Annotated in this window: 27 protein-coding genes; 15 read left to right on the top strand and 12 right to left on the bottom strand. The window is 57.4% G+C overall.

Annotated features, from left to right (window positions below):
- The first annotated feature begins 4 nt into the window (after nt 1–4).
- Complete coding sequence (locus tag ACFX4O_RS22015) at nt 5–3,748, top strand: molybdopterin-dependent oxidoreductase (RefSeq protein ID WP_380211265.1); 3,744 nt, start codon at nt 5–7, stop codon at nt 3,746–3,748.
- Between the two features lie 118 nt (nt 3,749–3,866).
- Here the strand turns inward: ACFX4O_RS22015 and ACFX4O_RS22010 are convergent, their stop codons facing one another.
- Together ACFX4O_RS22010 and ACFX4O_RS22005 are read right to left on the bottom strand one after the other, a co-directional pair.
- Nucleotides 3,867–4,388, bottom strand: a complete 522-nt coding sequence (locus ACFX4O_RS22010) for a surface-adhesin E family protein (RefSeq protein ID WP_380211267.1) — start codon at nt 4,386–4,388, stop codon at nt 3,867–3,869.
- Complete coding sequence (locus ACFX4O_RS22005; RefSeq protein ID WP_380211269.1) at nt 4,385–4,993, bottom strand: hypothetical protein; 609 nt, start codon at nt 4,991–4,993, stop codon at nt 4,385–4,387. The genes ACFX4O_RS22010 and ACFX4O_RS22005 overlap by 4 nt, the downstream gene beginning before the upstream one ends.
- Nucleotides 4,994–5,173: 180 nt before the next feature.
- On the opposite strand from ACFX4O_RS22005, the gene ACFX4O_RS22000 reads away from it, so the two are divergent.
- The gene (locus tag ACFX4O_RS22000; RefSeq protein WP_380211271.1) at nt 5,174–5,515 is read left to right on the top strand and encodes a nitrous oxide-stimulated promoter family protein; all 342 of its coding nucleotides are present in this window, start codon (nt 5,174–5,176) and stop codon (nt 5,513–5,515) included.
- Between the two features lie 120 nt (nt 5,516–5,635).
- Here the strand turns inward: ACFX4O_RS22000 and flhA are convergent, their stop codons facing one another.
- The 6 genes from flhA to hypA are packed head-to-tail and all read right to left on the bottom strand — an operon-like array spanning nt 5,636 to nt 11,379.
- Nucleotides 5,636–7,708 carry a formate hydrogenlyase transcriptional activator FlhA gene (flhA, locus tag ACFX4O_RS21995; protein WP_380211273.1) on the bottom strand — a complete coding sequence of 691 codons (2,073 nt, stop codon included), beginning with the start codon at nt 7,706–7,708 and terminating at the stop codon, nt 5,636–5,638.
- A gap of 56 nt (nt 7,709–7,764) precedes the next feature.
- Nucleotides 7,765–8,775, bottom strand: coding sequence for a hydrogenase expression/formation protein HypE (gene hypE / locus ACFX4O_RS21990; protein WP_380211275.1), 1,011 nt, complete (start codon nt 8,773–8,775; stop codon nt 7,765–7,767).
- The gene (gene hypD, locus ACFX4O_RS21985) at nt 8,772–9,893 is read right to left on the bottom strand and encodes a hydrogenase formation protein HypD (RefSeq protein WP_380211277.1); all 1,122 of its coding nucleotides are present in this window, start codon (nt 9,891–9,893) and stop codon (nt 8,772–8,774) included. The genes hypE and hypD overlap by 4 nt, the downstream gene beginning before the upstream one ends.
- Entirely contained in the window at nt 9,893–10,165 is a 273-nt protein-coding gene (locus ACFX4O_RS21980) for a HypC/HybG/HupF family hydrogenase formation chaperone (RefSeq protein WP_131408746.1), read from the bottom strand. The genes hypD and ACFX4O_RS21980 overlap by 1 nt, the downstream gene beginning before the upstream one ends.
- Entirely contained in the window at nt 10,156–11,028 is an 873-nt protein-coding gene (gene hypB / locus ACFX4O_RS21975) for a hydrogenase nickel incorporation protein HypB (protein ID WP_380211279.1), read from the bottom strand. The genes ACFX4O_RS21980 and hypB overlap by 10 nt, the downstream gene beginning before the upstream one ends.
- Before the next feature lie 3 nt (nt 11,029–11,031).
- Complete coding sequence (gene hypA / locus ACFX4O_RS21970) at nt 11,032–11,379, bottom strand: hydrogenase maturation nickel metallochaperone HypA (RefSeq protein ID WP_045511032.1); 348 nt, start codon at nt 11,377–11,379, stop codon at nt 11,032–11,034.
- 201 nt (nt 11,380–11,580) lie between these two features.
- On the opposite strand from hypA, the gene hycA reads away from it, so the two are divergent.
- From hycA to hycI, 9 genes are all read left to right on the top strand, one after another.
- The gene (gene hycA, locus ACFX4O_RS21965) at nt 11,581–12,042 is read left to right on the top strand and encodes a formate hydrogenlyase regulator HycA (protein WP_131408750.1); all 462 of its coding nucleotides are present in this window, start codon (nt 11,581–11,583) and stop codon (nt 12,040–12,042) included.
- 97 nt (nt 12,043–12,139) lie between these two features.
- The gene (locus tag ACFX4O_RS21960; RefSeq protein ID WP_131408752.1) at nt 12,140–12,748 is read left to right on the top strand and encodes a 4Fe-4S dicluster domain-containing protein; all 609 of its coding nucleotides are present in this window, start codon (nt 12,140–12,142) and stop codon (nt 12,746–12,748) included.
- Nucleotides 12,745–14,559, top strand: coding sequence for a formate hydrogenlyase subunit 3 (hycC, locus tag ACFX4O_RS21955; protein ID WP_380211282.1), 1,815 nt, complete (start codon nt 12,745–12,747; stop codon nt 14,557–14,559). Before ACFX4O_RS21960 ends, hycC begins: the two co-directional genes overlap by 4 nt.
- 2 nt (nt 14,560–14,561) lie before the next feature.
- Nucleotides 14,562–15,488, top strand: a complete 927-nt coding sequence (locus tag ACFX4O_RS21950) for a respiratory chain complex I subunit 1 family protein (protein WP_380211321.1) — start codon at nt 14,562–14,564, stop codon at nt 15,486–15,488.
- 12 nt (nt 15,489–15,500) lie between these two features.
- Nucleotides 15,501–17,213 carry a formate hydrogenlyase subunit HycE gene (hycE, locus tag ACFX4O_RS21945; RefSeq protein WP_380211284.1) on the top strand — a complete coding sequence of 571 codons (1,713 nt, stop codon included), beginning with the start codon at nt 15,501–15,503 and terminating at the stop codon, nt 17,211–17,213.
- 16 nt (nt 17,214–17,229) lie between these two features.
- Complete coding sequence (locus ACFX4O_RS21940; RefSeq protein WP_131408758.1) at nt 17,230–17,772, top strand: formate hydrogenlyase complex iron-sulfur subunit; 543 nt, start codon at nt 17,230–17,232, stop codon at nt 17,770–17,772.
- Nucleotides 17,772–18,536, top strand: coding sequence for an NADH-quinone oxidoreductase subunit B family protein (locus ACFX4O_RS21935; RefSeq protein ID WP_131408760.1), 765 nt, complete (start codon nt 17,772–17,774; stop codon nt 18,534–18,536). The genes ACFX4O_RS21940 and ACFX4O_RS21935 overlap by 1 nt, the downstream gene beginning before the upstream one ends.
- Entirely contained in the window at nt 18,536–18,946 is a 411-nt protein-coding gene (locus ACFX4O_RS21930) for a formate hydrogenlyase maturation HycH family protein (protein ID WP_380211286.1), read from the top strand. The genes ACFX4O_RS21935 and ACFX4O_RS21930 overlap by 1 nt, the downstream gene beginning before the upstream one ends.
- Complete coding sequence (hycI, locus tag ACFX4O_RS21925) at nt 18,939–19,394, top strand: hydrogenase maturation peptidase HycI (protein WP_380211287.1); 456 nt, start codon at nt 18,939–18,941, stop codon at nt 19,392–19,394. The genes ACFX4O_RS21930 and hycI overlap by 8 nt, the downstream gene beginning before the upstream one ends.
- A 29-nt stretch (nt 19,395–19,423) precedes the next feature.
- Here hycI and ACFX4O_RS21920 read toward each other — a convergent pair whose 3' ends face one another.
- Together ACFX4O_RS21920 and ACFX4O_RS21915 are read right to left on the bottom strand one after the other, a co-directional pair.
- Complete coding sequence (locus ACFX4O_RS21920; RefSeq protein WP_131408766.1) at nt 19,424–20,380, bottom strand: sensor domain-containing diguanylate cyclase; 957 nt, start codon at nt 20,378–20,380, stop codon at nt 19,424–19,426.
- 50 nt (nt 20,381–20,430) lie between these two features.
- Nucleotides 20,431–21,351, bottom strand: coding sequence for a LysR substrate-binding domain-containing protein (locus ACFX4O_RS21915; RefSeq protein ID WP_380211288.1), 921 nt, complete (start codon nt 21,349–21,351; stop codon nt 20,431–20,433).
- A gap of 97 nt (nt 21,352–21,448) precedes the next feature.
- On the opposite strand from ACFX4O_RS21915, the gene ACFX4O_RS21910 reads away from it, so the two are divergent.
- A complete protein-coding gene (locus ACFX4O_RS21910; RefSeq protein WP_131408770.1) occupies nt 21,449–22,312 on the top strand; it encodes an aldo/keto reductase family oxidoreductase in 864 nt (287 codons plus the stop codon).
- Between the two features lie 16 nt (nt 22,313–22,328).
- Here ACFX4O_RS21910 and ACFX4O_RS21905 read toward each other — a convergent pair whose 3' ends face one another.
- Entirely contained in the window at nt 22,329–23,333 is a 1,005-nt protein-coding gene (locus ACFX4O_RS21905; protein WP_380211290.1) for a LacI family DNA-binding transcriptional regulator, read from the bottom strand.
- 140 nt (nt 23,334–23,473) lie between these two features.
- Nucleotides 23,474–23,962: a PTS glucose transporter subunit IIA gene (locus ACFX4O_RS21900; protein ID WP_380211291.1), complete on the bottom strand. Its 489-nt coding sequence runs from the start codon at nt 23,960–23,962 to the stop codon at nt 23,474–23,476.
- A gap of 196 nt (nt 23,963–24,158) precedes the next feature.
- On the opposite strand from ACFX4O_RS21900, the gene ACFX4O_RS21895 reads away from it, so the two are divergent.
- Genes ACFX4O_RS21895 through ACFX4O_RS21885 form a run of 3 tightly spaced genes read left to right on the top strand, consistent with a single transcriptional unit; the run spans nt 24,159 to nt 25,571 of the window.
- On the top strand, nt 24,159–24,473 hold the full coding sequence (locus tag ACFX4O_RS21895; protein WP_380211292.1) for an antibiotic biosynthesis monooxygenase family protein: 315 nt from the start codon (nt 24,159–24,161) through the stop codon (nt 24,471–24,473).
- Nucleotide 24,474: 1 nt separating this feature from the next.
- Nucleotides 24,475–24,867 carry an amino acid-binding protein gene (locus ACFX4O_RS21890; protein WP_380211293.1) on the top strand — a complete coding sequence of 131 codons (393 nt, stop codon included), beginning with the start codon at nt 24,475–24,477 and terminating at the stop codon, nt 24,865–24,867.
- Complete coding sequence (locus ACFX4O_RS21885; protein ID WP_380211323.1) at nt 24,864–25,571, top strand: ArsR/SmtB family transcription factor; 708 nt, start codon at nt 24,864–24,866, stop codon at nt 25,569–25,571. The genes ACFX4O_RS21890 and ACFX4O_RS21885 overlap by 4 nt, the downstream gene beginning before the upstream one ends.
- Nucleotides 25,572–25,648 lie beyond the last annotated feature (77 nt).

Genomic DNA, 25,648 nt, shown 5'->3' with positions numbered 1-25,648 from the left:
CGAAATGGAGCAGATCAAAAGCGTGTGCCCCTACTGCGGGGTGGGCTGCGGGCTGGTGATGCAGGTTGAAAACCAGCGCATCATCAGTGTAGTGGGCGATAAAAGTCACCCGACCAACCAAGGACGGCTGTGTACCAAAGGCAAAAGCTGCGCCGGGGCGATAACCGCACCCGGTAGACTGGATAGCGCGTATCTGCGCGTGTCGCGCCAGCATGAGCCGGTACGTACGGCGATGGATGAGGCCATCCGCGAAACCGCCCGGCGGTTGCGTGGCATTATCGATAAGCACGGCCCGGATGCGCTGGCGCTGTATGTCTCGGGGCAGATGTCTTTAGAAGCGCAATACCTGGCGAACAAGCTGGCGAAAGGGTTTATTGGCACCAACAATATCGAGTCCAACTCACGCTTGTGCATGGCCAGCGCCGCCAGTGGCTACAAACTCTCGCTCGGCGCGGATGGGCCGCCGGGCTCTTATGACGACTTTGAACATGCCGATCTGTTTTTGGTGATTGGCGCGAACATGGCCGACTGCCATCCGATCCTGTTTCTGCGCATGATGGAGCGCGTCAACGCCGGGGCGAAACTGATTGTCGTCGACCCCCGGCGTACCGCCACAGCGGAAAAAGCCTCGCTCTTTTTGCAGATCAAACCCGGCACCGACCTCGCGTTGCTTAATGGCCTGTTGGCGTGGCTGATGCAAAACGGCCAACTGGATAACGATTTTATTGCCCAACACACCGACGGCTGGCAGGCGATGCCGGATTTCCTGCTGGACTATACGCCGCAGCAGGTGGCAGAGCGCACCGGGCTGCGTGAAGCCGACATTCGCCAGGCGGCGCAGTGGATTGGCGAGGCGGGCGAATGGATGAGCTGCTGGACGATGGGGCTAAACCAGAGTACGCACGGCACCTGGAGCACCAACGCGTTATGCAATTTACACCTCGCGACCGGCGCGATTTGCCGCCCCGGCAGCGGGCCGTTTTCCCTTACCGGCCAGCCGAACGCGATGGGCGGTCGGGAAATGGGTTACATGGGCGGCGGGCTGCCAGGCCAGCGATCGGTGCTGGTAGAAGAAGATCGTGCTTTCGTCGAACACCTGTGGCAACGCCCGCCGGGCACGCTGCGCAGCGAGGTTGGCGGCGGTACGGTCGCGTTGTTTGACGCGATGAGCGCAGGTGAGATCAAAGCCTGCTGGATAATCTGCACCAACCCAGTCGCCACCGTGCCAAACCGCGAAAAAGTGATTGCCGGGCTGGCGCGCGCCGAACTGGTGATTTCTCAGGATGCGTTTCTTGATACCGAAACCAACCGCTATGCCGATATCCTGTTGCCGGGCGCGTTGTGGGCAGAAGCCGAAGGGGTGATGGTCAACTCCGAACGCACCATGACGCTGATGCAGCATGCGGTATCCCCGCCGGGCGATGCGCTTGCCGACTGGCAAATTATCGCCAGCGTGGCGTGTGAGATGGGGTATGCCGAGGGCTTTCGCTACGCCAGCGCCGCCGAGGTGTTTGATGAAATTCGCGCCGCTCACAACCCGGCAACCGGCTACGACATTCGCGGCGCGAGCTACGCGCGGCTGCGCCAGACGCCGTTGCAGTGGCCTTGTGCGCCGGATGATGATCAAACGCGTCACCCCATTCGCTATTTGCAGGATAACGGGCGCGTGCGTTTTGCTACCGCCAGCGGCAAGGGGCAATTTTTTGCCCGCCCGGATCTCGCGCCTGCCGAAATGCCAGATGACGACTATCCATTGGTGCTCAACACCGGACGCGTGCAGCACCAGTGGCACACGCTCACCAAGACCGGCAAAATCCCGCTGCTCAATACGCTCAACCCCGGACCGTTTATTGAAATCGCGCCCGAGGACGCGCAACGGCTGGCAATAAACGAGGGGGATTGGGTTGATATCCGCTCGCGGCGCGGTATGGCACGGCTGCCTGCGGTCGTGACTGACCGTGTGCGACCCGGCAACAACTTTGCCCCCTTTCACTGGAACGATCTGTTTGGCGAGAACCTGGCGATTAACGCGCTGACCAGCGATGCGCTGGACCCTGTTTCGCTGCAACCCGAACTGAAACACTGCGCCATCGCGCTGGTGCGCAGCGAACAGCAGCCTGCGCCCGCCGCTGCACCCGCAACGGATGAGGACAGCGGGTTAGTGCTGGTGCTGTGGGCTTCCACCACCGGCAATGCGCAGGCCTTTGCCCGCCGCTGCGCCGAACAGCTTCTGCATGCCGGGCTGGCGGTAAAACTGCGCGCCATGGATAGCGTCGGTATTAACGATATTGCCGCCGCGCCGCGCGTGTTACTGCTCGCCAGCACTTTTGGCGATGGCGATCCGCCCGCTAATGGCACGGCGCTATGGGCTGCGTTGAACGCTGAAAACGCGCCTACGCTGAGCGAGACGGCGTTTTCGGTGCTGGCGTTTGGCGATGCCAGTTACGCACAGTTTTGCGGTTTTGGCCGCAAACTCGATACCAGGCTGGCCGCCCTTGGCGCGCAGCGGCTGCTGGCGTGCCGTGAGTGCGACGCAGGCGACACCGACGCGGCGCAGCAGTGGCTGGCGGCGATCCACACTGACATTCTGCGGCTCGGCGCGCCGCCGCAAAGCGCGGCGCAATCCACGGCGAAACCCGGTTTCAGCCGCCACGCTCCCGTCAGCGTGCCGTTAGTCACTAACCAACTGCTGAGCGCGCCGGGGGCGGAAAAAGAGATCCGCCAGTTCGCTTTTGATCTGCAAGGCAGTGGGCTGAATTACGAAGCGGGTGACGCGCTCGGCGTCTGGCCGCGCAACTGCCCACAGCGGGTCGCCGAAATCCTCGGCCTGCTGGCGCTGGATGGGCAACGCGTGGTGCAGGTTAGCGGCGTGGGCGAGATGACGTTGCAGACTGCGCTTTGCGACTACTTCGACATCACGCGGATCACCCCGGAGGTGCTACGTCTGGTCGCTGAGCACGCGAAAAGTGAGACGCTAAACAGTCTGCTTGCCAGTGAAAACCAGCAGGAGCTGGCGCAGTGGCTGTGGGGGCGGCAGGTCATCGACCTGTTGCAGTGTTCCCCGGTTCATCTTTCCGCAGAACAGTGGCTTGCGGCGCTGCGCCGCTTGCAGCCAAGGCTCTATTCCATCTCCTCCAGCCCGACAGTTTCCCCGCAGCGCGTTGAACTGACGGTTTCCACCGTGCGTTATGGCGACAGCAAGCAACGCGGTGGTGTGTGTTCGACCTTTCTGGCGGATCGTGCCGAGCGTGTGGCGATCTTTCTTCAGCCCTCGCCGCATTTTCGCCTGCCAACCGATCCGAACACGGCGGTGATCATGGTCGGTGCTGGCACCGGTATTGCGCCGTTTCGCGGTTTCTTGCAGGAACGCCAGGCCACGCGGGCCAGAGGCGATAACTGGTTGTTCTTTGGCGAGCAGCATGCGGCCACGGATTTTTACTACCGTGAGGAGCTGGAAGCCTGGCAGCGCGACGGCATTTTACAACGTTTCACCTGCGCGTTTTCCCGCGATCAGGCGCAGAAAATCTATGTTCAGCACCGCATGCTGGAGCAGGGTGAAGAGTTGTGGCGCTGGTTAGTTGCCGGGGCGCACTTTTATGTTTGCGGCGATGCAAGCCAGATGGCGAAAGATGTCGAGAACACCTTAAAGCAGGTGGCACAAACCTTTGGCGGTATGAGCGCTGACGAGGCGAACGCATGGCTGGCAGCCATGGCGCGGGAAAACCGCTATCAGCGCGATGTCTATTAAGCGTGGATGCAGCCGACACGGCGGGTTTTTAATCGCCGATATTCGTGAGGTTAGCCAACAGTGGGCGATGCTCGGTGGCATCTGCCCACTGTAGCCCGGAAGCATTCTGTGCCGACGGCTATTTTCCGTTCTGTAACAAAGTCAACAGATCCGGTGTTTGCGTATCGCGTTCGGGCTCTGCGGCCAGGCGATCTTCCGGGAGCTTACACAGCAAGCCTGCCGTCAGGCCGATCAAGGATGTTGGCGGGTAATCCTGCCACTGTCCTGGCGTGTTCATACGGGCGATTTTGTCGCCAGTGGCAAAATGCTCTGAAAAGAAGAGCTTATGTACATGGGCGAATTGGTGTGTATCACAGTTCACGACCAGGCTTTGGCGTTCGCTGCGAATCATCATCAGCGGATTCTTTTTCACCGGCATGCCTTCGTTGTAGTTATGAATCACGTCAATACGGCGCAAATAGGGGTTGCCGTCGTAAAGGGAAATGGCGCGAAAATCCAGATAGCTGACGCCGCTGCTGAGTGTCACGAACTTAACGACCCGCTTGGGTGGTGTTTCCTCTTGCGTAACGGTGGCACCCGGATGGCTGGTGCAGCCGGACATCAGCAGCAGTGCTGAGCCAATAAACAGAGATTTTTTCATTTTTGCTCTCCTTGCAGATCCGGGCGCACCGCCAGTAACTCGTCCTTGCTGACCTTGCCCTGAATCGAGCAGCGCAAAAAGGTTTTGCCTGCACTCACTTCCAGCATAGCGAGTTTTTCCACGCTATCTGCTGCCGGAGCAATACCGCTGACGGCGGTTTTGTTGACCCGCCATGTTGTCTCACCGGCGCGTTTGATCAGCGGATTGCCGTAATACCCGTCAGTGACTTTTTGCCAGTGAACATCAGGCAACGCAGCTATCACCGCAGACATGGGCTCTTCGATCACCCATCCCCAGAAGTAATAATCGCCCAATTTGCCCAGTGACTCTTGAGACCTGTCGAAGCCAGAAATGGTGAGCTGATTTATGCGCAAAGGCTTGCTAAACCAAACGGTATCGGCGCCGTCTTTCGGCGCGGCAAACCAGGCGTGATGCTGCTTATCTGTTACCAGTGGCGCGGTGTGCGCCAGCGTTGCCCGCTGCTTATAGAGTTCATTGAAAAAAGTGCTGTCGCAACGCAGCAAACTTTCTGTCAGCGTTTGCGCCTTCGCGGCTCCTGTCATCGTCAGCGTGAGCAGTGCCAGGTGTAGAAAAAAAGATTTCATGTTTGTCCTTAAGGGTATGCGCCGTTTGTTATTACGGCTCCATTTTTTCATCGTCAGCAGAAGTGCGTACACAGGTATCGGCATGAGAGGCCTGGCCTTTACATGAAAACGCGGCGGGCAAGGTTTTTTGCACATTTATTAAGGTGTATTATTTATGCATCTTAATTATTGGTGATGTGTATGGCTGGCCCCCGGATCCTGCGAGAAAAACTGACTATCCGCAAAATGATTGCCCTTTATCAGCGCGCCTGCCCGGATGCGGTAAGCAGCATGGCGCACTACGCGGATTTGTATGCTTATGCGGAAAAGCGGCTGGATAAATGTGTGTTTGGCGAAGAGAAACCGGCCTGCAAACAGTGCCCGGTGCACTGTTACCAGCCTGCGAAACGCGAAGAGATGAAACAGATTATGCGCTGGGCGGGGCCGCGAATGCTGTGGCGTCACCCGGTGCTGACGGTGCGTCATTTGATTGACGATAAGCGCCCGGTGCCCGAGTTGCCGGAGAAGTACCGGCGTAAATAACCGTTGAGAAAGCAGGGCGAGTATTCGGGAAGGCTGGTTATGCGTTTGCCGGATTGGCGCTTTTACGGCTCTGTTGACGCGCGAAACGCCCGACGCGCGAAACGCCCGTCGGGTCTGTGGCTATAACGTCTCTTTATCAATACCTAATCGTTTCATTCTGGAGAGCAGCGTCGTGCGTTTCAGCCCCAGTCGCTGCGCCGCGCCTTTTGGCCCGGCGACCACGCCGTTGGTTTCCCGCAGCACGCGCACAATCAGTTGATACTCATCTTCCCCTTCACGCGCCACTTCAGCGGGCGGTTCAGGTGCGAGGGACGGCACGGCGATTTCCGGCATTGAGAGTTGCAGCACGTTGCCGCGTGTGAGCAGCACCGCACGCTCGATCACGTTCTCCAGTTCACGCACATTCCCCGGCCACTCCATCGCACTCAGCACACGCAAGGTTTCTGCCGGGATGCTGTCGATATTGCGCCCCATTTTGCGTGCGATTTTAAAGGTGAAGGCTTTCACCAGCAGCGGAATATCTTCCGGGCGCTCGCGCAGCGGCGGCAGGTGGATGGGGAACACATTCAGACGGTAATAGAGATCGCTGCGAAATTCCCGGTCGGCGACCATCTGTTTGAGATCGCGGTTGGTGGCGGCAATCAGCCGCACATCAGTCTGGATCAGTTTATTGCTGCCGAGGCGCTCAAACTCCTGCTCCTGCAACACGCGCAGGAGCTTGGGTTGCAACTCAAGCGGCATATCGCCCACTTCGTCAAGAAACAGCGAGCTTTTATCCGCCAGCTCAAAACGCCCGATGCGCTGGGCGCTAGCGCCGGTAAACGCGCCGCGCTCGTGACCAAACAGATCGCTTTCCAGCAGCCCGGCCGGCATCGCCGCGCAGTTCATCTTCACCATCCGCCGGCTGTTGCGGTTGCTAAGGTTATGAATGGCGCGCGCGATAAGCTCTTTGCCAGTACCGGTTTCGCCAAGGATCAGCACCGTGCTGTTGCTCTGCGCCACCATTTCAACCTGCTTGAGTACGCGGAACATCGCATCGCTGCGCCCGATAATCTCGCCAAATTCACTGTCGACATTATTCAGCTGTTCAGTCAGTGCGAGGTTTTCATCCACCAGCCGCTCTTTCAAACGGTGGATCTCCTGGTAGGCCAGCGCGTTATCCACGGCAATGGCGATGCGCTCGGCAATCTGGCGCAGCAGCTTCAGGTTCGCCGGGGTAAAGACCTCTTTCTGGCACTGCGCCAGTTTCAGCACGCCCAGCAGATTTTTCCCGGACATCAGCGGCAGCAGACACAGGGTCTGAATTTTATTGCCCCAGGTTTCAAACAGCATCCGCTCGTAGGGGGCGAGTTTGTCGCGCTCATGCAGATTAATTAGCAGCATCTCTTTGCTGCTAAATACTCGCTCGGTCAGCGTCCCCTGTTCGTCGACTTCCTGCGTTTCATGGGCGGGGTCGGCTTCGTCCAGATAATGCGTCGAGTAGATGGTCAGTTTGCCCTTGCGGCTGCCGCGCAGCACCAGGCTAATGGCATCGATGCCGAAGTAGTAGTGGATCTCTTTCGCTACTTCACTGACCAGTTCATCCATATGCAGCCGGGAGAGCACCGCGTTGGTGATGGCGACCAGAATGCGGAAATCGTCGCGCTCCTGGCACAGAAGCTCGTAGTCCGGTGTGGGGTGGCCGCGGCTTTGCAACTGCTCGGCAACCACGGCAACGATTTGCGTCAATGTATGCAGGCGCTCGGTCTCTTTGTCGCTCCATGGCCTATCGCTGGTGCGAAAAAATTCGCAGCCGCCAAAAATCTGCCCTTCAGCAGCGAGCGGCAACAAGCAGTAATGGGCAAACGCCGGATAGATCCGGCTTTCGGCAACGGCGGGCCAGGTCTCGCTAAAGAGTTGCGCGGTGCAGTGCAGCGCCTGCGGGTGAGAGAGGATATGCCGCACCGGGCCGCCTGCCAGCAGCGCCTGGTCGTTATATTTGGCGCTGTTGTCAGGCGCTTGCACCGCGTAACGGCTGGCGAGATGGCTGTCGGCATGCCACAGCACAATCGCGGCGTTGTCGGCGAGACCCGACTGGCGGGTCAACCGGGTTAACGTTTCACAAAGCGCGGCCATATCGGGCTGTTGTAATAACATCCGCGTTATATCAAACAATCCTTGTTGCCCGAGATCACTCATCGGTGTATACGACATTTTGCTTTTCCAGGAACACACGCAGAAGGTGTGAAAAAATTAATAAAAATAAAAAGTTAACAAATTCGTGGTAATGGCTCGGCATGGGGTAAATCCAGCAGGCGCTTCACTCCATAAAGGCCTGTCAGACGTACACCTTTGCGTTCGACCACTTCGCCAATCATTGCGGCGTCGCGCCCTAAAGGATGAGCGCGTAATTGTGCCAGCGCCTGCTCTGCGGCTTCACGCTGTACGGCAATCACCAGTTTGCCTTCGTTGGCAAAATTCAGTGCATCCAGCCCCAACAATTCGCAAACCCCGCGCACTGCCGGTTTTACCGGTAAATCTCGTTCATTTAACTCAATGCCGTAACCGCAGGCGGCAGCGAACTCATGCACCACGGCGTTAACACCGCCGCGCGTGGCGTCGCGCAGGGCTTTTACGCCGGGAAGATCGCGCAGTTGGCTAATCAACGGGGTCAGCACTGCGCAGTCGCTGGTCAGTTCGCCATCCAGTCCTAAGCCTTCGCGCAGGTTAAGGATGGTCGCGCCATGATCGCCCAGTGTGCCGCTTGCCAGCAGCACGTCGCCGGGTTGCAGCGAAGCCGCCGCCCAGTGAATGGACGCCGGGATAGCACCAATACCGCTCGTATTGATAAATACTTTATCGGCCGCGCCGCGCTGCACCACTTTGGTATCGCCGGTAACAATGGCGATATCGGCGCTATGGGCAGTGGCGGCCATGCTTTCAACAAGGGTCTTCAGCGTTGCCATTGGCAGCCCCTCTTCAAGGATAAAACCGCAGGAGAGGAAGCGCGGTATTGCGCCGCTAACGGCAATATCATTTGCCGTGCCGCACACCGCTAGCTTGCCGATATTGCCGCCGGGAAAGAACAGCGGATCGATAACGTAGCTGTCGGTGGAAAACGCCAGCCGATCGCCGCTTGCCGTAAGTTCTGCCAGATCGAGACGCGCCTGATCTTCCTGCTCTGCAAGCCAGGGATTATCGAACGCTTCTAAAAAAAGTTGGTTGATGAGTTGTTGCATGGCCTGGCCGCCGCTGCCGTGCGCCATCTGCACTTCATTCATGCTTCACACTCCTGAGCACGATATTGATACCAGGCCGCGCAGGCACCTTCTGATGAAACCATCAGCGCACCGAACGCGCTTTGTGGGTTACAAGTATTACCGAACAGCGGGCACTGGTGCGGTTTACAGCGGCCGGTCAGCACGTCACCGCAGCGGGCGCGCGGATCGTCATACACTTGCTGTACCGCCGGGCGAAAATGCGCTTCGGCGTCAAAGCGTTGATACGCTGGCGTCAGATGCACACCGGATTCGCCAATCATGCCCAGGCCGCGCCACTCGCTGTTGCCGCGCACGGTAAATACTTCGGCAATGGCGGCCTGCGCCAGCCGGTTGCCTTCGTCCGGTACCACACGGCGATACTGGTTTTCCACCTTGCTGTGGGCGGCGATTTTCTGCTCAACCAGCATCACCACGCCCTGCAACAGATCGAGCGGCTCAAACCCGGCGACCACCAGCGGGCGCTGATACGTATCGGCGATAAAGGTATAGGCGTCGGTGCCGATCACCATGCTGACATGTCCCGGCGCGAGAAACGCGTCGATGCCGTTGTCCGGCTGCTCCAGCAGGCTGCGTAGCGTAGGAATCAGCGTAATGTGCTGACAGAAAAACCAGAAGTTATCGAGGTTACGGGCTTTTGCCTGCTGCAAGGTAATGGCGGTGGCGGGCATGGTGGTTTCGAACCCGAGGCCAAAAAACACCACTTTGCGCTGCGGATTTTTTTCCGCCAGCGCCAGCGCATCCATTGGTGAATAGACAATCCGCACATCCGCGCCGCGCGCTTTTGCTTGCAGCAGCGAGCCGTTTTTTCCCGGCACGCGAATGGCGTCACCAAAGGTGCAGAAAATCACCTCCGGGTGCTGGGCTATCTCCACGCAGGTATCAATCCGCCCCATTGGCAACACGCAAACCGGGCAGCCGGGACCGTGAATAAACTCAATATTTTCCGGCAGTAACTGATCGAGGCCAAATTTGAAAATAGCGTGCGTGTGCCCGCCGCACACTTCCATAATGCGCAATGGGCGCGCGGCGCTATAAGAGAGATGTGCTGCCCGTTCACGCAGGTGGTCAATCAGTTGCATCACCTGTTCCGGGGCGCGGTATTCGTCGACAAAACGCATTATTTCTCCTCGCCGTATAGCAGCGCGCCGACATCTGGTTCGACATCGAACATGTTTTGCAGCGCCGCCAGCGTATCCAGCGCTTCTTCTTCGTTAATTACGCTCATGGCGAAGCCGACATGCACCAGCACCCACTGGCCGAGACGCGACTGACCGTTTTCGTCGGTGTTGCCGACCAGCGTTAAATCGACATCGCGCTGAATGCCGCTGACATCCACTTTGGCTTGCAGGCCATCAATGGCGCAAATTTGCCCCGGTACGCCTATACACATCGTTGCGTCTCCAGCCAGTCAAGCCAGGCGTCCATTCCGTCGCCTTTGGTGGCGGAAATCAGCATGATTTCAATGCTCGGGTTCACTTCACGCGCATAGGCGATGCACTGCTCAACGTTAAAATCGAGGTAGGGCAGCAAATCCACTTTATTGAGCAGCATCAGTGAGGCGGCGGCGAACATATGCGGATATTTCAGCGGCTTGTCTTCGCCTTCTGTCACCGACAGCACCGCCACTTTATGGCGCTCGCCAAGGTCGAAACCCGCCGGGCACACCAGATTACCGACGTTCTCAATAAACAGAATGCCGCGATTTTCCAGCGCCAGGCGCGGTGCGGCGTCGGCAATCATCTGCGCGTCAAGATGGCAGCCTTTCCCGGTGTTGACCTGAATCGCCGGCGTGCCGGTCGCGCGAATGCGCGCGGCATCGTTAACTGTCTGCTGATCGCCTTCAATCACTGCACAAGGGACGCGCGTTTTCAGGCGCTTAAGGGTTTCGGTAAGCAGGGTGGTTTTGCCGGAACCGGGGCTGGAAACCAGATTTAGCACCAGTTGCTGCGAAGCGGCGAAACGGGCGCGGTTGCGGGCGGCGATTTGGTTGTTTTTTTCCAGCACGTCGATTTCCACTTCCACCATCCGCCGTTGGCTCATGCCGGGCGCGTGGGTACCGGCTTCACCATGACCATAATGCAGGTCGCCGTGTTCCAGTTGGGTTGGGCGAAAATCGTCGGTTTTGACACCGGTGATTTTCAGCGCCGGGCGAGCGGCAGGGGAGAACGGAGCACCACGAAACGCTGAGTGCGGGTTATGTTCGTCACCTTCAATATAAAGGTTACCGTCCTGACAACCACATGTTGTACACATTGTTTACTCCTCAATTTCCAGCCGCTGAATTTGCATTCCGTCATCGGCGACAATTTGCAATTGGTCGCTGTGGCACTGCGGGCAGCGGCGCACACGCTGGGTAAGTAACGTCACATACTGTTGGCAGGACTCGCACCAGCATTCCGCCTGTTGTTGTTCGATGTGCAGTGTACAACCTTCCGCCAGGCTGCCACGGCAAACCAGATCAAAACAAAACGTTAAAGCTTCCGTTTCTACACAAGAAAATGCGCCGACTTTCAGCCACACGCCGGTGACCCGACGCGCGCCGTTTGCTGACGCCTGTTGTTCAATGATTTCCAGCGCTCGCTGGCAGAGGGTGATTTCGTGCATAACGTCTCCTGATGACATTGCGCCCTTGTATGCAATAAGAGTGCCATTGCGCCTTTTGACACGGTGACGATGTCGACAATGTCGAGATGACACGTCGAAAGGGTAAGCTTTTTCCATTTATTTCTTTATAAATTAATGAGTTAAATTTTGGCATGGATGATGCTATATCGCCGTTGTTTTTCATTAACCGGGTAAGCAGACATGACGATATGGGAAATTAGCGAAAAGGCAGATTACATTGCCGGGCGGCATCACCGCCTGCAGGAAGAGTGGCGCAGCTACTGTAACGCGTTAGTTCAGGGGGTTACGCTTTCCAAAGCGCGGCTGCATCACGCCATCGGCTGTGCGCCAGAGCAGCAGCTTTGCTTTGTACTGTTCGAACACTTCACGGTTTATATCACCCTGAGCGGCGGCTTTAACGGTCACACCATCGAATATGCAATAGCCAATAAAGAGAGCGATGAGCGACGCGTGATTGCCAAAGCGCAGCTCTCCAGCGATGGCAAGGTTGATGGTGCGTTCAGCGTGCGCGATCGCGAGAAAGTGCTTGAGCATTATCTCGGCAAGATCGCCGCCGTTTACGACAACCTGTATGCCGCAATGGAAGCGGATACGCCGGTCAATCTCACCACGCTTGTCAGCCACGCGCCTGCGCTGGCCTGAGTTTGGGTGTCGACATGTGTCGAAGTGACACATAGCGCGACACGTTTCGTCAAAAATGACCGCCCGTAACCAGGGTGAATCACCTGAGGATTTGCTGGTGAACCGTTTTGTAATTGCCGATTCGGCGTTATGTATTGGGTGCCATACCTGCGAGGCTGCCTGCGCCGAAACGCATCGCGCGCATGGCCTGCAGGCGATGCCGCGGCTGCGCGTGATGCGCAACGAAAATGAGTCCGCGCCGCAGCAGTGTCATCACTGCGAAGACGCGCCTTGCGCGGGCGTTTGCCCGGTGAACGCGATCAACCGCGTCGATGGCGCAGTGCAGTTAAATGAAAGCCTGTGCATCAGTTGCAAGCTGTGCGCGATTGCTTGTCCTTTCGGCGCGATTGAGTTTTCCGGTAGTCGCCCGCTGGATATTCCCGCCAATGTTAACTCGCCAAAAGCGCCCGCCGCGCCGCCAGCGCCCGCGCGCGTCAGCTCGTTGCTGGACTGGGTGCCTGGCGTGCGGGCCATTGCGGTGAAGTGCGATCTCTGCCATTTCGATGCAGAAGGCCCGGCCTGCGTACGGATGTGCCCGACCAAGGCGCTGCATTTGGTCAATAACCGGGATATCGCCAGAGCCAGCCGTCGCAAACGCGAGCAAACCCTCAATACGGACTATGGCGATTTATCGCTGTATACGCAGCTAAACCGGAGCGCGAAATGACTATCCTCTCTTTGTTAAGCGCGGCTGTCGCGGTGCTTACCTGCGCCGCCATGTTGGCCTATCTGTTTATGCCGTTCAAAGCGTTAAGCGGCCTGTTTGCCGGGCTTGGCGGCGCGATCGGTTGTGCGATGGCGGCGGCCTGCGGCGTGATGGCATTAACAGAAGCCATCACGGTGAGTGGCGTGATACCGCTGATTCAGTATCACATTCTGGTCACACCGCTGAACGCCGTATGGCTGATAACACTCGGCGTGTGCGGCGGTTTTATTAGCCTGTTTACCATTCACTGGCATCGCCATGAAGTGGTGAAAGCTAACGGTCTGCTGATGAACTTACTGCTGGCTGCGGCGCTGTGTGCGGTGAGCGCGGCAAACTTCGGCGCGCTGGTCATCATGGCGGAAATCATGGCGTTGAGCGCGGTATTCCTTACCGGCTGTAGCAAATCCGGCAAGTTGTGGTTTGTCATGGGCCGCTTCGGTACGGTGCTGCTGGCGCTGGCCTGCTGGCTGCTGTGGCAGCGGTATCAGACGCTTGATTTTGTGCAGCTCGGTACACATGCGCTCGGTAGCGACATCTGGCTGCTTGGCGTGGTTGGTTTTGGCCTGCTGGCCGGGATTATTCCGCTGCATGCATGGGTGCCGCAGGCGCATGCTACCGCGCCCGCACCTGCGGCGGCGCTGTTTTCCACGGTAGTAATGAAAATCGGTTTGTTCGGCATTCTGTGCCTTTCACTGCTCGGCGGCCAACCGCCGCTGTGGTGGGGCGTTGCGCTGCTGGTATTTGGCGTCATTACCGCCTTTGTCGGCGGTCTGTATGCGCTGATGGAGCACAATATCCAGCGCCTGCTGGCCTATCACACGCTGGAGAACATCGGCATTATCCTGCTTGGCCTTGGCGCAGGCGTTACCGGCCTTGCGCTGCAACAACCTGTTCTGCTGGCGCTGGGGCTGACCGGCGGCCTGTATCACCTTTTCAACCACAGCCTGTTTAAAAGCACGCTGTTCCTCGGCGCGGGTACGCTGTGGTTTGGCACCGGTTATCGCGATATCGAAAAACTGGGCGGCATCGGTAAAAAAATGCCGGTTATCTCGCTGGCGATGCTGGTCGGGCTGATGGCGATGGCGGCGCTGCCACCGCTCAACGGTTTTGCCGGTGAGTGGGTGATTTATCAATCCTTCTTTGGTTTAAGCGCCAGCGGTCATTTCCTGCTGCAACTGCTGGGGCCGCTGCTGGCGGTTGGTCTGGCAATTACCGGTGCGCTGGCGGTGATGTGCATGGCGAAAGTCTATGGCGTCACCTTTCTTGGCGCGCCGCGTAGCGCTCAGGCGGAAAACCCGCGTTCTATTCCCTGGTTAATGACTGGCGTGGTCGCCGCGCTGGCCATTTGCTGCGTTATCGGCGGTGTGGCTGCGCCGTGGCTGATGCCGCGCCTGTTTGCTGCCGTGCCGTTGCCGCTACAAATGGCGAACACCGTGGTGTCGCAGCCGATGATTGCGCTGCTGCTGATTGCCACGCCGCTGCTGCCGTTGCTGCTAATGATGCTGTTTAAAGGCGATCGCCTGCCTGCCCGTCGCCGTGGTAGTGCCTGGGTGTGCGGTTACGATCACGAAAAGTCAATGGTGATTACCGCGCATGGTTTCGCTATGCCGGTGAAAGCGGCCTTTGCCCCGGTTTTGAAGCTACGGAAATGGCTGGAGCCGCGGCTTCCTGTTCCCGGCTGGCACGGTGATAGCGCGCCGGTGCTGTTTCGTCGGCTGGCGCTGATTGAGCTGGCGGTGCTGGTGGTAGTGGTGATTTCACGAGGAGCCTGATGATGAGTTTTCTGTTTGCTTTACTACAGGCGCTGGTGTTGTTTGCCGTTGCGCCGCTGCTTTCCGGCATCAGCCGCGTGGCGCGTGCGCGTTTGCATAACCGACGCGGGCCGGGCGTGCTGCAGGAATACCGCGATCTGCTGAAACTGCTGGGGCGGCAAAGTATTGCCCCGGCAGCGTCTGGCTGGGTATTTCGCCTGACACCGTTTGTGATGGTAGGTGTCATGTTGACCGTCGCGACCGCGTTACCGGTGGTGACGATTGCTTCGCCGCTGCCGGAACTTGGCGATCTGATCACGCTGATTTACCTGTTCGCCATTGCCCGCTTTTTCTTTGCCATCTCAGGGCTTGATACCGGCAGCCCGTTTACCGGGCTTGGTGCGAGCCGCGAAGCGATGCTTGGCGTGCTGGTGGAGCCGATTTTACTGCTTGGCTTGTGGGTGGCGGCGCTGGTCGCTGGCTCGACACACATTAGCTACATCACCAATACCGTCTATCACTGGCCGCTATCTCGCAGCATTCCTCTGTTCCTGGCGCTGTGCGCCTGCGCGTTCGCCACCTTTATCGAAATGGGCAAACTGCCGTTTGATCTCGCGGAAGCGGAGCAGGAGTTACAGGAAGGGCCGCTATCTGAGTACAGCGGCAGCGGTTTTGCCGTGATGAAGTGGGGCATCAGCTTAAAACAACTGGTGGTACTGCAACTGTTTGTTGGCGTGTTTCTGCCCTGGGGGCAGATGACCACCTTTAGCGCCGCCGGTTTGCTGCTGGCGCTGGTGATAGCCGTGGTGAAACTGGTCGCTGGCGTGCTGATTATCGCCCTGTTTGAGAACAGCATGGCGCGTCTGCGTTTTGTCGCGACCTCACGTGTGACCTGGGCCGGTTTCGGCGTCGCCTTTTTAGCCTTCGTCTCCTTGCTGGCGACGTATTAAGAGAGTTTGAGCATGTCTGAAGAAAAAATCGGTCAACACTATCTTGCCGCCCTGCACGAGAAATTTCCCGGCGTGGTGCTGGATGAAGCGTGGCAGACCAAAGACCAGATCACGGTCACCATCAAAGTGAACTACCTGCCGGAAGTGGTTGAGTACCTCTACTACCAACAAGGCGGTTGGCTTTCTGTCCTGTTTGGCAACGACGAGCGCAAGCTGAACGGCCATTTCGCCGTCTATTACGTGCTGTCGATGGAGCAGGGCGTGAAATGCTGGATCACGGTGCGTGTGGAAGTGGATGCGTTGAAACCGGAATACCCGTCGGTAACGCCGCGTGTGCCCGCAGCGGTATGGGGCGAGCGTGAAGTGCGTGACATGTACGGCCTGATCCCGGTGGGTCTGCCGGATGAGCGCCGCCTGGTGTTGCCGGATGACTGGCCGGATGAACTCTACCCGCTGCGTAAAGACAGCATGGACTATCGCCAGCGTCCTGCACCGACCACCGATGCGGAAACCTACGAGTTCATTAACGAGCTGGGCGATAAGAAAAACAATGTGGTGCCGATTGGCCCGCTGCATGTGACCTCGGACGAGCCGGGCCATTTCCGCCTGTTCGTTGACGGCGAAAATATTGTCGACGCCGACTACCGCATGTTTTACGTCCATCGCGGCATGGAGAAGCTGGCGGAAACCCGTATGGGTTACAACGAAGTCACGTTCCTTTCCGATCGCGTCTGCGGCATCTGCGGTTTTGCCCACAGTACGGCCTATACCACCTCGGTAGAAAACGCGATGGGCATTGTCGTGCCGAAACGCGCGCAGATGATTCGTGCCATTCTGCTGGAAGTCGAACGCTTGCACTCCAACCTGCTCAACCTTGGCCTGGCCTGCCACTTTGTCGGTTTTGACTCCGGGTTTATGCAGTTTTTCCGCGTACGTGAAGCCTCCATGAAAATGGCGGAAATCCTCACCGGGGCGCGTAAAACCTACGGCCTGAACCTGATTGGCGGCATCCGCCGTGACATGTTGAAAGACGACATGATCCAGACTCGCCAGTTGGCACAGCAGATGCGCCGCGATGTCACTGAGCTGGTGGAGATGCTGATGAGTACGCCGAACATTGAGCAGCGCACCGTGGGCATTGGTCGTCTCGACCCGCAAATCGCCCGCGATTTCAGTAACGTTGGCCCGATGGTGCGCGCCAGCGGTCACGCCCGTGACACCCGTGCCGATCACCCGTTTGTGGGCTATGGGTTGTTGCCGATGACCGTGCATACCGAACAGGGCTGCGATGTGATTTCACGCCTGAAAGTGCGCATCAACGAAGTGCTGACCGCGCTCAATATGATCGATTACGGGCTTGATAACCTGCCTGGCGGCCCGCTGATGGTGGAAGGCTTTACCTATATTCCGCACCGTTTTGCGCTCGGTTTCTCTGAAGCGCCGCGTGGGGACGATATCCACTGGAGCATGACCGGCGATAACCAGAAACTTTACCGCTGGCGCTGTCGTGCGGCGACGTACGCCAACTGGCCGACGCTGCGCTATATGCTGCGCGGTAACACGGTTTCCGACGCACCGCTGATCATTGGCAGCCTCGACCCTTGCTACTCCTGCACCGACCGCATGACGGTGGTGGATGTGCGGAAGAAGAAAAGCAAGGTCGTGGCTTACAAAGAGCTGGAGCGTTACGGGATTGAGCGTAAGAACTCGCCGTTGAAATCGTGAGGGGAGAACGGTAGCGATGTTTACCTTTATCAAAAAAGTGATCAAAACCGGCACGGCAACCAGCGATTATCCGCTGTCACCGATGCCGGTCGATAAAAATTTTCGCGGCAAACCGCAGCACAACCCGCAGCAGTGCATTGGCTGTGCGGCGTGCGTCAATGCCTGCCCGTCGAATGCGCTGTCGGTGGAAACGGATCTGGCCACCGGCGAGCTGGCATGGCAGTTCAACCTGGGGCGCTGCATCTTCTGCGCCCGTTGCGAAGAAGTGTGCCCGACTGCCGCCATCACGCTTTCGCAAGAGTATGAACTGGCGGTGTGGAACAAAGCCGATTTCCTGCAACAGTCGCGCTTTGAGCTGTGCCAGTGCCGTGAGTGCACCCGACCATTCGCAGTGCAAAAAGAGATCGACTACGCCATTGCGCTGCTGGCGCATAACGGTGATAGCCGGGCAGAGCAGCACCGTGAAAGTTTTGAAACCTGCCCGGAGTGCAAACGCCAGAAGTGCCTGGTGCCGTCCGATCGGATTGAATTGACCCGCCATATGAGAGAGGCCAGCTAATGAGCCAGCTGTTAGGTCCGCGCGATGCGGACGGTATTCCGGTGCCGATGACGGTGGAGGAGTCCATCGCCAGCATGAAAGCCTCGCTGCTGAATAAGATCAAACGTTCCGCCTATGTCTACCGCGTGGACTGCGGTGGCTGTAACGGCTGCGAAATCGAGATTTTCGCTACGCTTTCGCCACTGTTCGATGCTGAACGCTTTGGTATCAAAGTGGTGCCGTCACCGCGCCACGCCGACATTCTGCTGTTTACCGGGGCGGTCACCCGCGCGATGCGTTCGCCTGCGTTGCGTGCCTGGCAATCTGCGCCGGATCCCAAAATCTGTATCTCCTACGGCGCATGCGGCAACAGCGGTGGTATCTTCCACGACCTGTACTGCGTGTGGGGCGGCACCGACAAAATTGTGCCGGTGGATGTCTATATTCCCGGCTGCCCACCAACGCCCGCGGCCACTTTGTATGGTTTCGCCATGGCGCTGGGGCTGCTGGAGCAGAAAATTCACGCCCGTCTGCCAGGTGAACAGGACGACCAACCGGCCGAGATTTTGCACCCGGCGATGGTGCAACCCCTGCGCGTGAAAGTGGATCGCACCGCCCGTCGGCTGGCGGGTTACCGCTACGGCCGCCAGATTGCTGATGACTATATGCGTTTACGCAGCGTAGGCGAACATGAAGTGGTGCGCTGGCTGACGCAGGAAAACGATCCGCGCCTGACCGAGATTATCAGCCACCTGGACCAGGTGGTGCAGGAGGCGAAAATCTGATGGGCGAATCGGTGGTCTTTAGCCAGTTGCGGCGTAAATTTATCGACGAGAACGACACTGCGCCCGCACAGGCGCAGCAAGTGGTTTATTACAGCCTGGCTATCGGCCACCATCTTGGGGTGATCGACTGCCTGGAAACCGCGCTCTCCTGCCCGTGGGACGATTATCTGGCGTGGATCGCCACGCTGGAAGCGGGTAGCGAAGCGCGGCGCAAAATGGAAGGCGTGCCGCGCTACGGCGAAATTGTTATCGACAGCACACACGTGATGCTGCTGGCAAACGCCTTTGATCGGGCGCAGGCGCGGCAAAATGCGCAACAGCTTGCCTGGAGCAAAGCGCTGCTGTCGATGCTGCATGATATCCATCAGGAAAGTGCCATCTATTTGATGGTGAGGAGATTGCGTGACTGACGTATTGCTGTGTGTGGGTAACAGTATGATGGGCGACGATGGTGCAGGCCCGTTGCTGGCCCAAATGTGTGTTGAAAACCCGCAAGGCAACTGGCAGGTGATTGACGGTGGCAGCGCGCCAGAGAACGATGTGGTCGCCATTCGCGAGCTCAAACCTTCACGGTTGCTGATTGTTGACGCCACAGATATGGGATTAAACCCTGGCGACATCCGTATTGTTGACCCGGATGACATTGCCGAAATGTTCCTGATGACCACTCACAATATGCCGCTCAACTACCTGATTGATCAGCTTAAAGAGGATATTGGCGAGGTGATTTTTTTGGGGATTCAACCGGATATCGTTGGTTTTTATTATCCGATGACGCCGCCAGTAAAAACGGCAGTAGAGCGTATCTACCAGCAGTTGGCGGGCTGGGAAGGTAATGGCGGTTTCGACAATTTATAAACAGCGCGCCGGTTGCCCGGCGCAGTGGCTTAACGGCGGCGTTTTTCCGTGTACATCACTTTGTCGCAGTCTTCCAGCATATCGCGCAGCGTGGCGTATCGACTGCCGCCGTTTTCGATAATGCCGTGCGAATAGTTGATGTGGTAATTCTTACCGGACAGCTGATCGATGGCGTCCATCCGCGACTGCAGATCGAATAAAAACGCATCCACGTCATTCACGGCGAGATTTCCCAGCAGTACGGCAAATTCCCCGCCGCCCAGACGTGCGGCGATATCCTGCTCTTTAAGACATTTCGTCAGGTTGCTGGCGAAGATTTTTACCACCTCATCGCCCTCTTTGCTACCCAGTAACTCATTGATGGCTTTCAGATTATCTATGCTGAAATAGAGCAGGCTGAAGGGTTTTTTATGCTCTTTTAGCCACGCGAAGCGCTTCTCGCCGGTGCGGTAAAAACCGCGATTGTTTGGCATCCCGGTCAGGCTGTCGGTCATCGCCATGCTAAGAATTAAAAACTCATCTTCCACAATGGCGGCGAAGTCGAGCAGAGTGTTGATTTCTGCGCTGGAGAACGGACGCGGATACGTGTCGATAATACAAATCGTCCCGGCAATCGCACCGTCTGGCAGGCGCACCGGGCAACCTGCGTAAAAGCGCACCCAGGGCTCACCAACGACAAACGGGTTATCGGCAAAACGCGGATCGGCGAGGGTATCTTTCACAATGAAAGTCCCCTCTTCGAGGATGGCGTGTGCGCAAAAGGAGAGATTGCGCGGTGTTTCGTGAGTATCGACACCGCTGCGCGACAGTAGCCACTGGCGATCGCGGTCGAGCAGGCTGATGATCGCGATCGGCACGTCAAAGGTGGTCTTCGCCGTACGGGTTAACCGGTCAAAGCGCTCATCATCCTTTTTATCAAGCAAATCCATCATGTATAGCGACTTAAGCCGCTCGATTTCATTGACTGGCATGGCCGGAAAGATCATAGCTCACCCTCGCTCTGTTCTATTTCCTCAAGTGTAGACAGTTCTTCTGATCATTGCGTTATATATCCGTAACTTGCCTGTGCGCGCACAAAATCGATAAATGCCTGTAAAGGCGCAGGAATTAGCCGGCGGGAGTTGTAATAGAGATACGGGCCATTGAACGACAGCCACCAGGGTTCCAGCAGCGGTATCAGTTCCCCCTGATCCAGTGCCGGGCGCAACCACTCTTCAAACAGATAGATAATGCCGCTACCGGCAATGGCGGCTTGCACCGCCAGTTCCACTGCGCTGCCAACGCTAACCACTAATGACCCGCTGACCTGCACGCGCAGTGGCTCGCCATCACGCTCGAACTCCCACTCCGGGCTTACCCCGCTGGCGTAACGCCCACGAATGCAGTTGTGAGTAATAAGATCGCGCGGATGTTGCGGTATACCATGTTGTTGCAGGTAAACGGGCGCTGCGGCGGCGGCAAAACGTTGGCGACGCGGGCCAATGGGTAGCGCGACCATATCTTGCTCCAGACATTCGTCATAGCGTATACCGGCATCACAGCTGTCGCGAAAGACATCCTGAACGTTACTTTCGGCAACGATTTCCAGTTGGATATCCGGATATTGCGCCAGAAAGGCGGGTACGATGGCCGGCAGCACCAGCCTGGCGGCACTCACCGGCACGTTCAGGCGCAGCGTACCGCTGGGCGTGGAACGGAAACGGTTGATGGCGTCCAGCGCGGCGTCCACTTCGCTCATTGCTGGTTGCAATCGCTCCATCAACGCTTTACCTGCATCGGTTAGCACCACGGTGCGGGTGGTACGGTTAAACAGACGTACGCCGAGCTGCTGTTCAGCGCGGCGCACCGCATCACTCAGGCGGGAAGGGTTGGTGCCGGTCACGCGTGCGGCTTCGCGAAAGCCTCCGGCGTTAGCGACAGCCACAATGGCATTCAGCAGAGCGAAGTCCAGTTTCATTGTTCGGTTAACCGTACAGTGTGTATGAATTTCAGCGGATTGTTGCACAGCAACGATGCTCCTACAATCTGTTTACTTAATGCACAGGAGGTACTCCATGTCTCAACCCTCACTTACTTTTCGTCTGGGCGATCGCCTGGTTGGTCGCCTGGGTTACGGTGCAATGCAACTGGCGGGTCCCGGCGTGTTTGGGCCGCCTGCTGATGAAGCGAAAGCGCTGCAGGTGCTACGTGATGTGATTGCCGCGGGTGTGAACCATATCGACACCAGTGATTTTTATGGCCCGCATGTCACCAATAAATTGATCAAGCAAGCGCTGCATCCGTACCCGGATGATCTGTGCATTGTCACCAAAGTCGGTGCGCGCCGTGATGACAAAGCCAACTGGTTGCCCGCCTTCAGCGCTGAAGAGTTAACGCGAGCCGTTGAGGATAACTTGCGAAACCTCGGGCTTGAGGCGATGGAAGTGGTGAACCTGCGCTCAATGTTCGGCGTACATGGGCCGGAAGAGGGGCCGCTTGAAGCACCGCTGGAGGCATTGATTAAGCTGAAAGAGCGCGGGCTGATCCGCCATATTGGCCTGAGCAACGTGACGGCAAAACAGGTGGCGGACGCGCAGAAAATGACGCCGATTGTCTGTGTGCAGAACCTCTATAACGTGGCGAATCGCCATGACGACGCGTTGATTGATTCGTTGAATGCGCAGGGGATCGCCTTTGTGCCGTTCTTCCCGCTTGGTGGTTTTACGCCGTTGCAGTCAGGTGAGTTGAATGAGGTGGCGCAGGCGCTTGGCGCAACGCCAATGCAGGTTGCTCTGGCCTGGCTGTTGCAGCGCTCACCGAATATCCTGCTGATTCCCGGCACTTCGTCACCACAGCATTTGCAGGAAAACCTTGCCAGCGCGAAGCTCACATTATCGCAAGATGCGCTGGCGAAGCTCGACGCCATCGGCCACGCGTAATCAGAAACTGCCCGGTTTACCGGGCAGTTTTAGGCGCAATCACCGACTCACGGCACACCAGCTCGCCCCGATGGGCACAAATGGCGGCAGCTTCTGGCATCAGCACCATCTCAATGGCGTTACGGATCATCTCTTCCATCGGAACATGGATGGTGGTCAGGGATGGGTTGTAATATTTGCCGATAACCGAGTCGTCAAACCCGGCCAGCGACACATCTTCGGGCAGCCGCAAACCCGCCTCATAGCAGGCTTTCGCCACGCCAATCGCCATATCATCATTCCCGGCCAGCACGCAGCTAAACGGCACGTTGCGCGCCAACAGTTCGCGCCCCGCTTCATAACCACTGTCGGTACTCCAACTGCCGCGCACCAGCAGTTGCGGGTCGGGTTCAATCCCGGCGTTGCGCAGCGCATTACGATAACCGGCTAAACGCCTCTCGCCGGTGGGGGAGGCATCCGAACCGGCGACAAACGCAATGCGCCTGTGCCCTTGCGCCAGCAGATATTCCATCATCGTTTCACAGCTTTGCTGGTGATCGACAAACACGCACTGGCTGCGGTGGCGAGACAGTTCCCGGTTGATCACTACGATCGGCGTTTGGTTGTGTTCAATGATCTCATCGAGTTCGGCAACCGACAGGTATTTGGGGTAGATCATGATCGCTTCGCAGCGCAGCGACAGCAGTAGATCGATGGCGTCGCGCTCTTCCTGCGCACTGTGTTTACCGTCCGCCAGCACCAGTTGGCGGCTGTGCAACTCGCTGTTGGTTGCCGCGTGGTAAATCATGCTGGAGAAAAACGGGCCGTTATACAGCCCGTTGGTGATGACCAGCCCGACCGAGTTGGTTTTATTGTTGGCAAGATTGCGCGCCAGCTGATTGGGGCGATAACCCGTTTCGGCAATCGCCTGCATAATACGGGCTTTCACTTCCTCACGGACAAAGACTTTGCCGTTTAGCGCGCGCGATACTGTCGCTTTGGAGACGCCGGCCAGTCTGGCGACATCCAGTATCGTTACCATCGTTCAACCTCACTCTTGTTATTATGATGGCGGTTAATTTCAGACCAGCGACATCAGCGGAACTCCTGCTGTGACAGTGCCCTGCGACTGGTGGCGAGTGAGCGTAACCCCCTCGCTGTTGACCACCAGCACTGGCGTGGTCAAGTCGTAACCTGCCTGCTCAATATGTTCTTTATCAAAGGCCAGCAGCGGTGTTCCGGCGCTAACCCGACCAGCGGCGTAAAATATTGTCCCTGAAGATTAACGGTGTTAAGGCCATCATGAATCAGCAATTTCGCGCCATTATCACATATCAGGCCAATGGCGTGATGAGAGTCGATCAATGTTGCGACCTGTGCATCACAAGGGGCGGCAACTTTACCTTCGTGCGGGATGATGGCGATGCCATCGCCCGGCATTTTTCCGGCAAAGGCTTCATCCGCCACGCTCTCCAGCGCGATCACTTCGCCTTTGATGGGGCTGAGCATCTGCAGTGAACCGACAGTCAGCGCCGCGCTTTTCTCATCAGAAACCGCTGCTTCTACCGGATCTTCAAAACCGACAAATTGCACCATCATAATGGTCAGCACAATCGCGGTACCCGCGCCGACCCGCTCGCCAATCAACGACATCGGCGAATCCGGGCTCATTTTATTTACCTTTTATTATCGCAAATTGAGTCGGTGTAACTGCGTGAGATTGGTTTCATGGAAATCTGCGAGCCAAATCACTTCACGGTTTTGAGCAGGGGCACGAAATCGCACAGGCATATTTCGTTCGGGGGCGAAGCGTCGATGTGCCGTCTGAGCAACACTGGCGGCTCATCATTCACGAGGGAGCCACTTTATGATCGCTGTACTTTTTGAAGCCGATATCGCCGCAGGCAAGCAGGCGCGATACGTGCAATTAGCCGCAGAACTCAAGCCTGTACTGGCAGAAATTGATGGGTTTATCGCTATTGAACGTTTCCAGAGTTTAAGCCGCGAAGGGAAGATATTGTCACTGTCATGGTGGCGGGATGAAGCGGCGGTGCAAGCCTGGAAACGCAACGTCTTGCACCAGGCGGCTCAGAGCGAAGGGCGGGAAGCTATTTTTGCGTATTACCGCATCCGTGTTGCGACGGTTTTTCGCGATTACGCATCAACTCCGGAGAAACCATAATATGTACGATATTCACGTTATCCTGAATAATGCGCCGGGCGAGCTGGCACGGCTGGGTGAAACGCTTGGCAAAAATGGCGTCGGGCTGGAAGGGGGCGGTGTGTTTACCACAAGCGATCAATGTCATGCGCACTTTCTTGTGGCTGACGGCGAGCGCGCCCGGGAAGTGTTAACCGCGGCCGGTTTATGTGTGCATGCCGTGACGTCGCCGGTTATTCGCAAACTCAAGCAGGAACGTCCTGGCGAGTTAGGCGAAATTGCCCGCACGATCGCGCAACATAATATCAATATCCTTGTGCAATACAGCGATCATGACAACCGGTTGATCCTACTTACCGATAACGATCCGCTGGCGCGCGAGGCAACACAACGATGGGACGTACAACCGTTATGACCGGCTATGAACTCCGCAAAACGCAGGAAGAACCACATCTGCTGGAGGAGACGCTTTCGGGCCTTGCCAGCGCGATGGCGGATCCGTCACGGGCGAAAATGCTTTGCGCGCTGATGGACGGGCGGGCGTGGACCGCGACCGAGTTGAGCGCGGTAGTGGATATCGCCGCGTCAACGGCCAGCGCGCATCTGGCAAAACTGCTCAGTAGCGGGCTGCTGGTCTGCGTTTCGCAGGGACGACACCGCTACTACCGGCTGGCAGGCAGCGATGTCGCCGCACTGCTGGAAACGATGATGAGCGTATCAATGCGTGGCGCGCAGGCACCTGTCACCCGCACGCCGCTGGCGCTGCGCCAGGCGCGTACTTGCTATGATCATCTTGCCGGTGAAATAGCCGTTGGTGTGTATGCGTTTATGCAGCGCGAAGGCTGGATCGCTGATGATGGCAGTGCGGTAACCGAGTTGGGTAAGCGGAGCCTTGAAAAGGTCGGCGTCACCCTTGATCCGCGCACCCGGCGCAAACCCTGTAGCGCCTGTCTGGACTGGAGCGAGCGGCGTTTTCACCTCGGCGGTGATGCGGGCGCGGCGCTGCTGATTGCTTTCGAACAACAGGGCTGGTTGCGCAGAACCCCGGGTTATCGCGAAGTCACGGTAACGGAAGAGGGGAAAACCGCGTTTTTTCGGGTGTTTGGCGTGAAAGGGTGAGAATAAAATTGTCGACACGGCTTCAGGAATGGTTAAACTTTTCTTGATCGCATAGCTTTCAGGCTATAATTTCCGTT

Origin of the sequence: Kosakonia sp. YIM B13571, from assembly GCF_042788095.1 — a bacterium.
Classification (GTDB): Bacteria; Pseudomonadota; Gammaproteobacteria; order Enterobacterales; family Enterobacteriaceae; genus Kosakonia; species Kosakonia quasisacchari.
Note: the sequence above shows the minus strand (reverse complement) of the source record. Positions and strands in the feature narration are given on the sequence as shown.